This window comes from Microbacterium sp. DMC48, from assembly GCF_056313825.1.
In genome coordinates, this window is sequence record NZ_JBQUZN010000006.1 from 220,352 (window position 1) to 233,213 (window position 12,862).

The following is a 12,862-nucleotide window of genomic DNA, read 5'->3' on the forward strand; positions in this document are numbered from 1 at the left end:
ATTCGTGCAGGGCGCGGGCTACGATGCACGTATGTTCAGATCGTTTGCGCGTTCGTTCACCGGCGTTTCAGTGTAGATCCGTTCCACCGTGAAAAACGCGCGGCGAGACACTGCGAAGCCGCGGAAGGAAGAGCGATGACCGAGTCGAAGGCGACGATCCGTCCGAACATCCAGGCCCTGAAGGACCGCCCCCACGCGGACGTTCTCATCATCGGGGGTGGAATCAACGGCATCGCGACGTTCCGCGACCTCGCGCTGCAGGGCGTCGACGTCGCCCTCGTGGAACGCGACGACTACGTGAGCGGCGCGTCCTCGGCATCCAGCCACATGATCCACGGCGGTGTGCGGTATCTGGAGAACGGCGAGTTCCGCCTCGTGAAGGAGTCGGTGACCGAGCGCAACCGGCTCGTGCGCAACGCGCCCCACTTCGTGCGCCCGCTGCCCACGACGATTCCGATCCACCGCACCATCTCGGGCATCCTCACCGCGCCCTTCCGTCTGCTCGTCACGCACGGCCGCGGCAAGCCGAGCGAGCGCGGTGCGCTGCTGATCAAGCTCGGTCTCGTCATGTACGACACCTTCTCGCGCGACGGGGGTGCCGTCCCGCGCCACCGGTTCCACGGGCGTCGCCGCTCGCGCGAGCTGTTCCCCGACCTCGACGACCGGTTCCGCTACACCGCGACCTACTACGACGCCTCCATGCACGACCCCGAGCGCCTCGCGCTGGACGTGCTGCGCGACGGTACCCGGGAGGAGTCCGCGCGCGCCGCGAACTACGCGCCCGTCGTCGGCGCCGACGGGAAGGCGGTCATCATCCGCGATGCCGTCACCGGCGAGGAGTTCCCCTTCACCGCCGACGTCGTCGTCAACACGAGCGGCCCCTGGACCGACATCACCAATGACGCTCTGGGCACCCCCACCCGATTCATGGGCGGCACGAAGGGCTCGCACATCGTCCTCGAGAACGCGGAGCTGCTGGAGGCGACCCGCGGCAACGAGATCTTCTTCGAGGCGGCCGACGGCCGGATCGTGCTGATCTACCCGCTCAAGGGCCGCGTCATGGTCGGAACGACCGACATCGACGCCGACCCGTCGACGCCGACCGTCTGCACCGACGACGAGATCTCGTACTTCTTCGACCTCATCGCACAGGTCTTCCCGCACATCGCGGTCGACCGCTCGCAGATCGTCTACACGTTCTCGGGCATCCGCCCGCTGCCCCGGCACGACGACCTCGCGCCGGGCTTCGTGTCGCGCGACTACCGCATCGAGAAGGCGCGCCTGGGCGGTGCCGCCGGCGTTCCGGTGATGAGCCTGGTCGGCGGGAAGTGGACCACCTTCCGTGCCCTCGCCGAGCACCTGTCCACCGAGGTGCTCGCCGCGCTCGGGCGTCCGCGCCGGATCTCGACGCTCGATCTCGCCATCGGCGGCGGCGCCGGATACCCGCGCACCGACTCCGACCGCTCGCGCTGGCTCGAGGCCCATCGTGGAGCGCACAGCGCCGCGTTCGCCGATCGCATGCTGGAGCGCTACGGCACCTACGCGACCGAGATGCTCGGAACGCTGCCGGTCAACCAGCGCCCCCTCGAGCACGCCCCGGGCTACTCGGCGGAGGAGATCGCCTTCCTGGCCGAGCGTGAGGAGGTCGTCACGCTCATCGATCTGCTGCTGCGCCGCACGCACATCGCGTTCGTCGGCGGCGTGACCGCCGACACCCTCGCCGAGGTCGCGGAGGCGGCTGCCCCCGTGCTCGGGTGGGATGCCGATGCCATCCGAGCCCAGATCGACGACGCGGCCCGCGAGCTCCAGGAGCGGCACCGCATCGATGTGGAAACCTCCCACCTGGCGCCCTTGAGCGCATGAGAGGCAGGAGGAGCCGCTTCTAGAATCCGGCGCGGCCTGACGCCGGCATCCCCTTCAGGCCATCCTTCCCACCCGGCGGCGTCGCCGGGGGAACCTCTGCAGAAAGGTCAATGCTGACATGCACGACATCAATCTCGGGCTCTACTTCGTGTCAGAGCTCGTCGGGACGGCGATGCTGCTCCTGCTCGGCGGTGGCGTCGTCGCCAACGTCATCCTCGCCAAGTCGAAGGGCTTCGGCGGCGGGACGCTGATGATCAACTGGGGCTGGGGCCTCGCGGTGTTCGCGGGTGTGCTCGTCTCCTCCTACTCCGGTGCACAGCTGAACCCGGCCGTCTCCATCGCCCTGCTGATCGCCGGCAAGATCGGCGTCGCGCAGTTCTTCGTCGCGATCGCCGCGCAGCTGGTCGGCGCGTTCATCGGTGCGGTGCTCTGCTGGCTCGCCTACAAGCAGCACTTCGACGAGGAGCCGGACGCGGCCACCAAGCTCGGCGTCTTCTCCACCGGTCCCGCCATCCGCTCCTATGGCTGGAACCTGATCACCGAGGTCATCGGCACCTTCGTGCTCGTGTTCGTCATCTTCGCGTTCGCCGACTACGGCGACGTGCAGATCGGTGTTCCGGGTGCGCTCGGACCGCTCACCGCCGTGCCCGTCGCCCTCCTGGTGGTCGGCATCGGCGCCTCGCTCGGTGGCCCCACCGGCTACGCCATCAACCCGGCTCGTGACCTCGGACCCCGCATCGCCCACGCGATCCTCCCGATCAAGGGCAAGGGCTCCAGCGACTGGTCCTACGCCTGGGTGCCGGTCGTCGGCCCGCTGCTCGGTGGCACGATCGCCGCGCTCGCCGCTCCGGTGCTGCTGCACCTCGCGCACCTCTGATCCCGTTCCCGATCCTCACTACAGACACCTAGACAAGGACGTCCACTCATGAGCGACTACATCATCGCCCTCGACCAGGGCACCACCTCCAGCCGCGCGATCATCTTCGACAAGAAGGGCTCGATCATCTCCGTCGGCCAGAAGGAGCACGAGCAGATCATGCCGCGCGCCGGCTGGGTCGAGCACGACCCGATCGAGATCCGCGACAACATGCGCGAGGTCATCGGCATCGCGCTCGGTCGCGCGAACCTGACGCGGCACGACATCGCCGCGGTCGGCATCACGAACCAGCGCGAGACCGCCGTCGTGTGGGACAAGAACACCGGCATCCCGGTGTACAACGCGATCGTCTGGCAGGACACCCGCACGCAGCCCATCGTCGACCGGCTCGCGGGCGATGCGGGAGTCGAGCGGTACAAGGACATCGTGGGTCTGCCGCTCGCGACCTACTTCTCGGGCACCAAGATCGTCTGGATCCTCGAGAACGTCGAGGGTGCGCGCGAGAAGGCCGAAGCCGGTGATCTGATCTTCGGCACGACCGACACGTGGGTGCTCTGGAACCTCACGGGCGGCCCCGACGGCGGCGTGCACGCGACCGACGTCACGAACGCGTCGCGGACGCTGTTCATGGACCTGAAGACCCTCGAATGGCGCGACGACATCCTCGCCGACTTCGGTGTGCCGCGCTCGATGATGCCCGAGATCCGCTCCTCCAGCGAGGTCTACGGCGAGGCGCGCGACACGTCGCTCCTGCGCGAGACTCCGGTGGCCGGCATCCTCGGCGACCAGCAGGCGGCGACGTTCGGCCAGGCGGCGTTCGATGCCGGCGAGAGCAAGAACACCTACGGCACCGGCAACTTCCTCATCTTCCAGACCGGAACCGAGATCGTGAAGAGCGAGAACGGTCTGCTCACGACGGTCGGCTACAAGCTCGGCGACGGGCCCGCCCACTACGCGCTGGAGGGGTCGATCGCCGTCACCGGGTCGCTCATCCAGTGGCTGCGCGATCAGCTCGGCATCATCTCCTCCGCCCCCGAGGTGGAAGAGCTGGCCAAGAAGGTCGACGACAACGGCGGTGTCTACTTCGTGCCCGCCTTCTCGGGTCTGTTCGCACCGTACTGGCGTCCGGACGCCCGCGGTGCGATCGTCGGTCTCACCCGCTACGCGAACCGCAACCACATCGCCCGCGCTGCGCTGGAGGCCACCGCCTTCCAGACGCGCGAGGTGCTGGATGCCGTCAACGCGGACTCCGGTGTCGACCTCACCGAGCTCAAGGTCGACGGCGGCATGATCGCCAACGACACGCTGATGCAGTTCCAGGCCGACATCCTGGGCGTTCCGGTCGTGCGGCCGGTGGTCGCCGAGACCACCGCCCTCGGTGCGGCCTACGCGGCCGGTCTCGCGGTCGGGTTCTGGAACGACCTCGACGAGCTGCGGGCGAACTGGCAGGAAGACAAGCGCTGGACGCCGAACGACGACGTCGCCGAGCGCGAGCGTCAGCTGCGCCTGTGGAAGAAGGCCGTCACCAAGTCGATGGACTGGGTCGACGCCGACGTGAACTGATCTCGCTCAGCGCGATACCCGGATCGGGGTCGCAGACGGTCGCCTCTCGCGAGGCATGACGACCGTGTGCGACCCCGATCTCGCGTGCGTGGGCGGTCCCGTGGCGGCGGGAACACGGAGGATTACGTCGCGTTCCAGAGGTCGCGGTAGAAGCTCATGCGCCCGGCATCCGCGTCGATGCCGTAGCCGTCGAGCAGGGCGCGCTCCCAGCCCGGCCCGTAGTTCCATTCGGTGCTCATGGCGGCGACCGCGATGTCGGCCCACCGGTCGGCGACGCCGAGCGCCCCGAGGTCGACGTGTCCGCTCCAGCGCCCGTCGCCCCCGATGAGCGTGTTCGGGCAGCAGGCGTCGCCATGGCACACGACGAGCCGGTCGACGACGGGGCCCTCGGTGAGCGCGACGGGCAGGCGGATGCCGCGGCGGCGGGCCGCGGCGACGCGCGCCGGCACCGACCAGTCGAACGGACAGTCCGCGACCGGGAGGGCGTCGTGCAGGGCCCGCAACCCCGCGCCGACGGCGGCCACCGCGGTCGCCGGCTCGCCGACCCACCGCGGGTCGACCGCCGACAGGCCCGTGCGAGCCCGGCACCCGACGCGAGGCGTCGCACCGGGACCGGGACCGGAAAGTGCTCGCTCGGGATGCTCACAGCATCCATCCTGCCCCTCGCGCCCGCGGCGGCGTCCGTGGTGAGATGAACTGTGCCCACCTCTGTCGCCCGCCGTGTCGGCGTGCTCACCGCTCTCGACGACACCGACGGGCCGGCCCTCGCCCTCGGGGATGCCGCCGCGCGTCACGTCCGCCTGCGCCCCGACGGCCTGCAGCCCGCGCTCGGGGACGCGCCCGCCGGCTTCGTACCCTGGGGGCAGGTGCGCGCGGTGGTCGCTGACGTGCCCGCGACGTGGTGGCCGCATCCCGCCGTCGGCGACACCCTCGTGCCGCTGATCGAGGGCATCTTCGGCGGCTCGTCGGGAGAGATCTCCGAGACGCCGACCTTTCCCGTTCGGGTCACCACCGACGACGGGGCGGTCGTGGAGTGGCGAGCGACGCCGCACTACCTCTCCGGCTATCGGCGGCGGGATGCCGCGTTGGCCCGTCGCCTCGTCGATCACCTGGTCGCCGTGCCGGAGGCACGCGTGCTGCTCGCCCGTCCCGACGATCTGCTGGCGCGGCTGGGGGAGATCCTCCGAGCACACTGAGGCGGCATGTTGAGACCTAGTACCGCGTATGCTGGCACTCAGTAGCACGACCCGTCGCTGAGCGACGGGAGCAGTCCGGACTTCGAAGGAGAATCCATGGATATCGCCGGCGCATCCGCGCTCGTCACCGGCGGGGCCAGCGGCCTCGGCCTGGCCACCGCGAGACGCCTCGCCGATGCGGGCGCGCACGTCGTGATCGTCGACCTCCCCACCTCCGCCGGCACCGACCGGGCTGCGGAACTCGGCGGCTCCTTCGCGGCCGCCGACGTCACCGACCCGACGCAGATCGCTGCCGCCGTCGACGCCGCCGTGGCGCAGGCGCCGCTGCGGGTCGTCGTCAACTGCGCCGGTATCGCTCCGCCCGCCAAGGTGCTCGAGCGCGACGGGTCGCCGAGCGATCTCGCACACTTCGAGCGCATCGTGCGTGTCAACCTCGTGGGCACGTACAACGTCATCGCGCAGACCTCCGCCGCCATCGCGAAGACGGAGCCCACCGACGGCGGCGACCGCGGCGTCATCGTCAACACGGCCTCGGTGGCGGCCTTCGACGGTCAGATCGGCCAGCCCGCCTACTCCGCGAGCAAGGGCGGTGTGCACGCGATGACGCTGCCGATCGCCCGCGAGCTCGCGCGCTATGGCATCCGTGTGGTCACCATCGCCCCCGGGATCATGGAGACCCCGATGCTCGCCGGTCTCCCGGAGGCCGCGCAGCACAGTCTCGGTCAGCAGGTTCCCTACCCGGCCCGCCTCGGAAGGCCGGACGAATACGCGAGCCTGGTCGCCGAGATCGTGCGCAACGGCTACCTCAACGGTGAGACCATCCGCCTCGACGGCGCCATCCGGATGGCGCCGAAGTGACCGCCTCGATCATCCACACCCGCGACGGCGCGCTCGCCCGGCTCACGTTCAACCGGCCCGCGTCGCTGAACGCCATGGGCTTCGAGATGGGCAGGCTCTGGCGCGACCTCGCCCACGAGATCACCGCCGATCCGACGGTCGGCGCCATCGTGCTGGATGCCGCAGGCCCCGCCTTCTGCGCCGGCGGCGACGTCGTCGAGATGGCGGCCTCCGGGTCGAGCGGCGACGACATCACAGCGATGGCACGCGTGATCCACGACGGCATCCTCACGTTCGTCGACTCCGACATTCCGATCGTCGCGGCGGTGCAGGGCGCCGTCGCGGGTGGGGGACTCGGTCTGATGCTCACGGCCGACTACGTTGTCGCAGGGCCCCGGGCGCGCTTCGTGAGCAAGTACGCCAATATCGGCCTCACCCCCGATCTCGGCGTCTCGACGCTGCTTCCGGCGGCGGTGGGGCAGACCCGCGCGCTGCGGATGCTGCTCGATGACCTCACCATCGACGCGGCCACCGCGCTCGAGTGGGGTCTGGTCACCGAGATCGCCGACGACCCGGGTGCACGTGCCGCCGAGCTGGCCCGATTCTGGCTCGACGGCGCGACCGCGGCCTTCGGTCAGGCCAAGCGCCTCGTCCGCGCCGGCGCGCGTCGCGCCTTCGCCGACAACCTCGACGACGAAGCCCGCACGATCGGCGCCAGCTTCGACACCCCGCAGGCGAAGGCCCGGGTCGCGGCGTTCGCCGCGGCATCCACCTCGCCCACCTCTGAGAAGGGACGCGCATGACTCTCGCCGGAAAGACCATCCTCATGTCGGGCGGCAGCCGTGGCATCGGCCTCGCGATCGCTCTGCGGGCGGCCCGCGACGGCGCCAACATCGCCCTCATGGCCAAGACCGACACCCCGCACCCCAAGCTCGCCGGCACCGTGCACAGCGCCGCGGCCGAGATCGAGGCGGCTGGCGGTCGGGCTCTGCCGATCGTCGGCGACGTGCGCAACGACGACGACATCACCGCTGCGGTGCTGAAGACCCACGGCGAGTTCGGGGGCATCGACATCGTCGTCAACAACGCCTCGGTGATCGACCTGTCCGGCTCGCTCGAGCTCGCCGCGAAGAAGTACGACCTCATGCAGGACGTCAACGTGCGCGGCACGTTCATGCTCAGCCGTGCCGCCGTGCCGATTCTGAAGGATGCCGAGAACCCGCACATCCTCTCGCTGTCGCCGCCCCTGAACATCACGCCGCGCTGGCTGGGTGCGCACACCGGCTACACCCTCGCCAAGTACGGCATGACGATGGCGACGCTGGGGATGGCTGCGGAGTTCGCGAAGGACGGCATCGCCGCAAATACCCTGTGGCCCGAGACGACGATCGCCACGGCCGCCGTGCAGTTCGCCCTCGGCGGCGACCGGATGATGAAGGTCAGTCGCACCCCCGAGGTCTACGCCGACGCGGCGTACGAAGTGCTCACGCGTCCGGCGCGCGAGTACACCGGTCAGACACTCATCGTCGAGCAGGTGCTGCGCGATGCCGGGGTGACGGACTTCTCCCGCTATGCCGCGACACCCGGCACGCCCGACCACGAGCTGTTCCCCGACATCTTCCTCTGAGCCCTGCGTTTCGACTCGTCGCTGCGCTCCTCGCTCAACGACCGGAGGTGTGACACCCGGTCGTTGAGCGAGCCGAGCGAGTCGAAACGCGGTGTCAGATCAGCCCGAGACGCGTCAGCGCGTTGCTGACGCCGTCCTCCAGCACGCCGGTGGTGACGAGGTCGGCCATCGCCTGCAGTTCGGGATCGGCACCGCCCATCGCGACCGACGTGCCGACGACCTCGAACATCTCGACGTCGTTCCAGCTGTCGCCGATGCCGATGGCGTCGGCGGCATCCATCCCCAGCACGGCGAGCACCTCGGTGATCGCCGCGCCCTTGTTGACGCCCTGCTGGCAGATCTCGCCGTTCGAGCCGCCGGGCAGCGGGATGGAACCGGGGATCACGTGGAACTGCGGCCCCAGCTCGTCGGCGGCGCGGGTGAGCGTGTCGCTGGCCGTGCTGAGGAAGGTCGCCTTGACCACGGCATCGAGGTCGACCTCGTCCAGCGGCCGGTAGTGGTTGAGGAGGGCGACATCCTCCGAGGCGGCGGCCGCCGCGCGTTCGTCGACCGGGGGGTGGGTTCGCACGAAGCGGCGGGCATGATCGAGCACGCCGGGGCTGACGTAGACGGTGCCGTCGGTCTGCAGGAAGTAGTGCGCACCGTGCTCTTCGAAGTACGCGATCATCCGGTCGACGAGGGGGCGCGGCATGAGGTGCGCGACGATCTGCTCGTCGCCGCGGACGGCGAAGGCGCCGCCGTTGGTGATGGCGCCGTCGACGGAGATGGTGCGCACCTTCGGGTTGATGTCGCCGGCCGAGCGACCCGTGCACAGGTACACCAGGTGACCGTTCGCGCGCGCGGCGGCGATCGCGACCGGCGTCGAGGCCGACATTTGGGCCCCGTGTTCGAGGATCGTCCCGTCGATGTCGATGAAGATGATGCGGCGGCGGGACGGGGATATCGACGAGGAGCTCACGGCATCCATTCTCCCCGGTGCGCCTGAACGTCCGGTGTCGCGACCGTCGCCGGCCCGAACCTCAGTGCTTCGGCCCGGCGACGAGCAGGATGCCGCCGAGCCCGATCATCATTCCGCCCCCGGTCGCGCTCAGCCGCTCGATGCGCTTCGGTGAGCGCGCGAACCACACGCGCGCCGCCGCGGCGGCGAGCACCCACATCGAATCGGACACGACCGCGAGCACCGCGAACACCAGGCCGAGCTCGAGGAGCTGCAGCGGCACCGCGCCGGCCTTCAGATCGACGAACTGCGGCAGCACCGCGACGAAGAAGGCGAGCGTCTTCGGATTGGTGACACCCACGACGAAGCCCTGCCAGAGCTGACGGGCGTGCCCGCGCGGCAGCCCGGTCAGATCGGGTGCCGCCGCGGCGCTCTTGCGGTGGCGGATCGCCTGGATGCCGAGGTAGACGAGGTACAGCGAGCCGACGACCTTGAGGATCGTGAACAGCACGATCGACTGCGCTACGAGGCCCCCGACCCCGACCGCGACGAGTGCGACGATCGGGATGAGCGCGAGGCTCACTCCGGCGACGCTCAGCAGTCCGCCGGTGCGCCCGAGCGCGAGGGTACGTCCGACCGAGAACAGCACCGCCGGGCCGGGGATGAGAATCAGCACCAGCGCCGTCAGCGTGAACGCGAGCAGGTTCTCCCAGGGCACCATGGCGTCAGTCTAGGGGCGCGGTGCGCCCCCTCCTCGCCCACGCCTCTCGCCCAGAGCGGCTACGGTGGCAGCGATGGCTCCCTCCGTAGACCTGCGCTCCGCACTCCGCGACCGTCCCCTCGTGCTCGACGGCGGTCTCGGCACGCTGCTCGAGTCGCGCGGCAATGACCTGAGCGGTCACCTGTGGTCGGCGCGGCTGCTGCGCGACGACCCCGACGAGGTCCGTGCCGCCCACGCCGAGTTCGTCGATGCCGGCGCGGACGTGCTCGTCACGTCCTCGTATCAGCTCGCCTACGGCATCGGCATGGACGACGACGAGGTCGACGACCTGCTGCGCCGCAGCGTCGCGCTCGCGAAGGGCGCGGGCGATGCGTTCGTCGCGGCATCAGTGGGCCCGTTCGGGGCCGTCCGTGCCGACGGCAGCGAGTACACCGGTGCGTACGACGTCGACGTCGAGACGCTGCGCACCTTCCACCGCCGCCGGCTGGAGGTGCTGGCCGATGCCGGGGCCGACGCCCTCGCCATCGAGACGATTCCGAGCCGACTCGAGGTGCAGGCGCTCACCGCCGAGCTCGACCGTCTCGGCCGCCCCGATCTGCCGGTGTGGATCAGCCTCTCCGCAGCCAGCAGTGGCTTCGTGGGGGCGGATCTCGCCGCCGCGCTCGCCGACGCGGCCGAGGTCGCCGGTGTCGTCGCGGTGGGCGTCAACTGCTGCCCGCCCGAGGCGGTGTCACCCGCCCTCGCGGCTGTGCCATCGGGCGTTGCCGGCATCGCCTATCCGAACTCCGGTGAGCGCTGGGATGCCGAGGCCCGCACCTGGGTGGGCGAGGGGGGTGTGCCGACCGCGCTGGCGAGCGCGTGGATCGCGACCGGTGCCCGACTCGTCGGCGGTTGCTGCCGCACGACTCCGGCGCATATCGCGGCGCTGGCGGCGTCGCTGCGCTGACGACCACCGCGCTGCGTCCGGCGCCTCGGGTCAGACCAGGCCGTTACGGAGGAACGCGAGGGAAAGGCCGTCCTCGTCGATCGCGGCGGTGACCTGATCGGCGAGCGCTTTCACGCCGTCGACCGCATTACCCATCGCGACGGCGGTGCCGACCGCGGCGAACATCTCGACGTCGTTCCAGTTGTCGCCGATGCCGACCGCATCGCGTGCGTCGAGGTCGAGCTCGGCGAGCAGCGAGCGGATCGCGGCTCCCTTGTGCACGCCGCGGGGCGCGATCTCGCCCGAGGCCGCGAACGCGACCGGAATGGTGCCCCCGACGACCTCGAAGTCATCCGCCAGCTCGGTCAGCGCGCGCGCCGCGGCATCCTCGTCGTCGGTCACGAACACGAGCTTCGCGAGGAGCGTCGGATCGATCTCGTGCGGCTCGCGGAAGACCTTGCCGGGAAGGCCGGCGGCCCCGAACCTCTCGGCGAAGAGCGCGGACAGCTCCGCCGAGCCGAACAGCTGGTCGTACGACTGGAAGTATCCGTGCAGGTCGTTGTCGACCAGATAGCGCTGCAAGCGCGCGACCTCGTCGGGGGTGAACAGGGTGGCGGACACGATCCGCCCGCCGAGGCTGGCGAACGCGCCGCCGTTGGTCACGGCGCCGTCGAAGCCGATGTCCATGAGCTCGTCGTGCAGTTCCGCCGTGCCGCGCCCCGTGCTCAGGAACACCAGGTGTCCCCGAGCACGGGCGGCGCGGATCGCCTCCACCGCGGTGGGCGGGATGTGCCGGCCGCCGTGCATGATCGTCCCGTCGACGTCCAGGAAGATCGCACGTGTCCGGGCGGAGCCGACCGTCGCGGAGGAGGGGCGGGTCATACGGTCAAGGCTCCGCCGTTGGTGCGGATCACGTCGGCGTACCAGTGGAAGGACTTCTTCTTGTAGCGATCGAGGGTGCCCGACCCGTCGTCGTTGCGGTCGACGTAGATGAAGCCGTATCGCTTGCTGAGCTGGGCGGTGGATGCCGAGACCAGGTCGATGCATCCCCAGGAGGTGTAGCCCAGCACGTTCACGCCGTCGGCGATCGCCTCCCCGACCTGCACGAGGTGGTCGTTCAGATACGCGATCCGGTAGTCGTCGACGACCGTCTTCACGCCGTCGATCTCGACGAGCTCATCCTTCGCGCCCAGGCCGTTCTCCACGATGAACAGCGGCTTCTGCCACCGGTCCCAGAACTGGTTCAGCACCAGGCGCAGGCCGACCGGGTCGATCTGCCAGCCCCACTCGCTCGCCTCCAGCGTCGGGTTCGGCACGCCGCCCATGATGTTGCCCTCGCCCGTCACCTTCTTCGCGGGGTCGGCCGTGGCGGCGACGGACATGTAGTAGCTGAATGAGACGAAGTCGACGGTGTTCTGCAGATCCTCGCGATCCTGCTCCGTGATCTCGAGCTCGATGCCCTTCTCGCGAAGAGTCCGCAGGAAGTACCCGGGGTAGGCGCCGCGGGTGTGCACGTCGCCGTAGACCAGGTTGGAGTGATCGAAGGCCATGACCTCCCGTGCGTCGGCCGGTGAGGGCGTCAGCGGGTAGACCGGCATCGACAGCACCATGCACCCGATCTGGGCGTTCGGGGCGACCTCCCGTGCGATCCGGGTGGCCCGCGCCGAGGCGACGAGCTCGTGATGCATGGCCTGGTAGAGGGTCTGTGCGCTGAGCTGATCCTTCGGGGTGTTGATGCCGCCCGACATGAACGGCGCGTGCAGCAGCGAGTTGATCTCGTTGAAGGTCAGCCAGTACTTCACCCGGGCGCCGAAACGCTCGAAGAGGGTACGGGCGTAGCGCTCGTAGAAGCCGATGAGCCGGCGGTCGGTCCATCCGTCGTAGGTCTCGGCGAGATGCAGCGGCGTCTCGTAGTGCGAGATCGTGACGAGCGGCTCGATGCCGTGCTTCTCGAGCTCGTCGAGCAGGCGGTCGTAGAACGCCAGACCCTCCTCGTTGGGCTCCGTTTCGTCGCCCTTCGGGAAGATGCGGCTCCATGCGATCGAGAACCGGTACGTCGTGAAGCCCATCTCCGCGAACAGTGCGATGTCTTCGGCGTAGCGGTGATAGTGGTCGATGCCGACCAGCTTGAGGTTGTCGTCGGTGGGGCCCGCGGTGCGCGGGCCGACGATGCCGTGGGGCATGACGTCCTGGACCGACAGGCCCTTGCCCCCCTCGCGGTAGGCGCCCTCCAGCTGGTTGGCGGCGGTGGCACCGCCCCAGAGGAAACCCTCGGGGAAGGCGGGTGTGGTGGTGCTCATGATGATTCTCCTTGTG

General features: G+C 69.7%; 12 protein-coding genes and 1 pseudogene. 8 read left to right on the forward strand and 5 right to left on the reverse strand.

What is annotated here, in order from left to right; translation table 11 throughout:
- The first annotated feature begins 135 nt into the window (after positions 1–135).
- The 3 genes from ACT53O_RS13060 to glpK all read left to right on the forward strand — a co-directional run bounded on the left by ACT53O_RS13060 (position 136) and on the right by glpK (position 4,303).
- Positions 136–1,863 (forward strand): glycerol-3-phosphate dehydrogenase/oxidase, encoded by a 1,728-nt coding sequence (locus ACT53O_RS13060; protein WP_294944874.1) that lies wholly within the window; start codon positions 136–138, stop codon positions 1,861–1,863.
- A 118-nt stretch (positions 1,864–1,981) separates the two neighbouring features.
- Complete coding sequence (locus ACT53O_RS13065) at positions 1,982–2,740, forward strand: MIP/aquaporin family protein (protein ID WP_294978245.1); 759 nt, start codon at positions 1,982–1,984, stop codon at positions 2,738–2,740.
- Positions 2,741–2,788: 48 nt separating this feature from the next.
- The gene (gene glpK / locus ACT53O_RS13070; protein ID WP_036321542.1) at positions 2,789–4,303 is read left to right on the forward strand and encodes a glycerol kinase GlpK; all 1,515 of its coding nucleotides are present in this window, start codon (positions 2,789–2,791) and stop codon (positions 4,301–4,303) included.
- 122 nt (positions 4,304–4,425) lie between these two features.
- Here the strand turns inward: glpK and ACT53O_RS13075 are convergent.
- Positions 4,426–4,887 (reverse strand): annotated as a pseudogene (locus ACT53O_RS13075) (phosphotransferase); the annotation flags it as partial.
- Between the two features lie 114 nt (positions 4,888–5,001).
- Here ACT53O_RS13075 and ACT53O_RS13080 point away from each other — a divergent pair.
- From ACT53O_RS13080 to ACT53O_RS13095, 4 genes are all read left to right on the forward strand, one after another.
- Positions 5,002–5,499, forward strand: a complete 498-nt coding sequence (locus ACT53O_RS13080) for a hypothetical protein (protein ID WP_112931964.1) — start codon at positions 5,002–5,004, stop codon at positions 5,497–5,499.
- A 96-nt stretch (positions 5,500–5,595) separates the two neighbouring features.
- Positions 5,596–6,357, forward strand: a complete 762-nt coding sequence (locus tag ACT53O_RS13085; RefSeq protein WP_476152878.1) for an SDR family NAD(P)-dependent oxidoreductase — start codon at positions 5,596–5,598, stop codon at positions 6,355–6,357.
- Positions 6,354–7,139, forward strand: a complete 786-nt coding sequence (locus tag ACT53O_RS13090; protein ID WP_112931962.1) for an enoyl-CoA hydratase/isomerase family protein — start codon at positions 6,354–6,356, stop codon at positions 7,137–7,139. Before ACT53O_RS13085 ends, ACT53O_RS13090 begins: the two co-directional genes overlap by 4 nt.
- The gene (locus ACT53O_RS13095; protein ID WP_036321551.1) at positions 7,136–7,963 is read left to right on the forward strand and encodes an SDR family oxidoreductase; all 828 of its coding nucleotides are present in this window, start codon (positions 7,136–7,138) and stop codon (positions 7,961–7,963) included. The genes ACT53O_RS13090 and ACT53O_RS13095 overlap by 4 nt, the downstream gene beginning before the upstream one ends.
- A 94-nt stretch (positions 7,964–8,057) precedes the next feature.
- Here ACT53O_RS13095 and ACT53O_RS13100 read toward each other — a convergent pair whose 3' ends face one another.
- Together ACT53O_RS13100 and ACT53O_RS13105 are read right to left on the reverse strand one after the other, a co-directional pair.
- A complete protein-coding gene (locus tag ACT53O_RS13100) occupies positions 8,058–8,921 on the reverse strand; it encodes a Cof-type HAD-IIB family hydrolase (protein WP_135948880.1) in 864 nt (287 codons plus the stop codon).
- Between the two features lie 61 nt (positions 8,922–8,982).
- Positions 8,983–9,621 carry a LysE family translocator gene (locus tag ACT53O_RS13105; RefSeq protein WP_433719458.1) on the reverse strand — a complete coding sequence of 213 codons (639 nt, stop codon included), beginning with the start codon at positions 9,619–9,621 and terminating at the stop codon, positions 8,983–8,985.
- Between the two features lie 73 nt (positions 9,622–9,694).
- On the opposite strand from ACT53O_RS13105, the gene mmuM reads away from it, so the two are divergent.
- Positions 9,695–10,567 (forward strand): homocysteine S-methyltransferase, encoded by an 873-nt coding sequence (mmuM, locus tag ACT53O_RS13110; RefSeq protein ID WP_135948883.1) that lies wholly within the window; start codon positions 9,695–9,697, stop codon positions 10,565–10,567.
- Between the two features lie 30 nt (positions 10,568–10,597).
- Here the strand turns inward: mmuM and ACT53O_RS13115 are convergent, their stop codons facing one another.
- Both ACT53O_RS13115 and ACT53O_RS13120 read right to left on the reverse strand, forming a co-directional pair.
- Positions 10,598–11,428: a Cof-type HAD-IIB family hydrolase gene (locus ACT53O_RS13115; protein WP_051039662.1), complete on the reverse strand. Its 831-nt coding sequence runs from the start codon at positions 11,426–11,428 to the stop codon at positions 10,598–10,600.
- Entirely contained in the window at positions 11,425–12,846 is a 1,422-nt protein-coding gene (locus tag ACT53O_RS13120) for a glycoside hydrolase family 1 protein (RefSeq protein ID WP_476152882.1), read from the reverse strand. Before ACT53O_RS13120 ends, ACT53O_RS13115 begins: the two co-directional genes overlap by 4 nt.
- Between the last annotated feature and the right edge of the window lie 16 nt (positions 12,847–12,862).

What these genes read in the sequence shown, in the direction of transcription:
- ACT53O_RS13095 (WP_036321551.1), top strand. Translation starts at nt 7,136, where the DNA reads ATGACTCTCGCCGGAAAGACCATCCTCATGTCGGGCGGCAGCCGTGGC.
- ACT53O_RS13060 (WP_294944874.1), top strand. Translation starts at nt 136, where the DNA reads ATGACCGAGTCGAAGGCGACGATCCGTCCGAACATCCAGGCCCTGAAG.
- mmuM (WP_135948883.1), top strand. Translation starts at nt 9,695, where the DNA reads ATGGCTCCCTCCGTAGACCTGCGCTCCGCACTCCGCGACCGTCCCCTC.
- ACT53O_RS13120 (WP_476152882.1), bottom strand. Translation starts at nt 12,846, where the DNA reads ATGAGCACCACCACACCCGCCTTCCCCGAGGGTTTCCTCTGGGGCGGT.
- ACT53O_RS13115 (WP_051039662.1), bottom strand. Translation starts at nt 11,428, where the DNA reads ATGACCCGCCCCTCCTCCGCGACGGTCGGCTCCGCCCGGACACGTGCG.
- ACT53O_RS13065 (WP_294978245.1), top strand. Translation starts at nt 1,982, where the DNA reads ATGCACGACATCAATCTCGGGCTCTACTTCGTGTCAGAGCTCGTCGGG.
- glpK (WP_036321542.1), top strand. Translation starts at nt 2,789, where the DNA reads ATGAGCGACTACATCATCGCCCTCGACCAGGGCACCACCTCCAGCCGC.
- ACT53O_RS13105 (WP_433719458.1), bottom strand. Translation starts at nt 9,621, where the DNA reads ATGGTGCCCTGGGAGAACCTGCTCGCGTTCACGCTGACGGCGCTGGTG.
- ACT53O_RS13085 (WP_476152878.1), top strand. Translation starts at nt 5,596, where the DNA reads ATGGATATCGCCGGCGCATCCGCGCTCGTCACCGGCGGGGCCAGCGGC.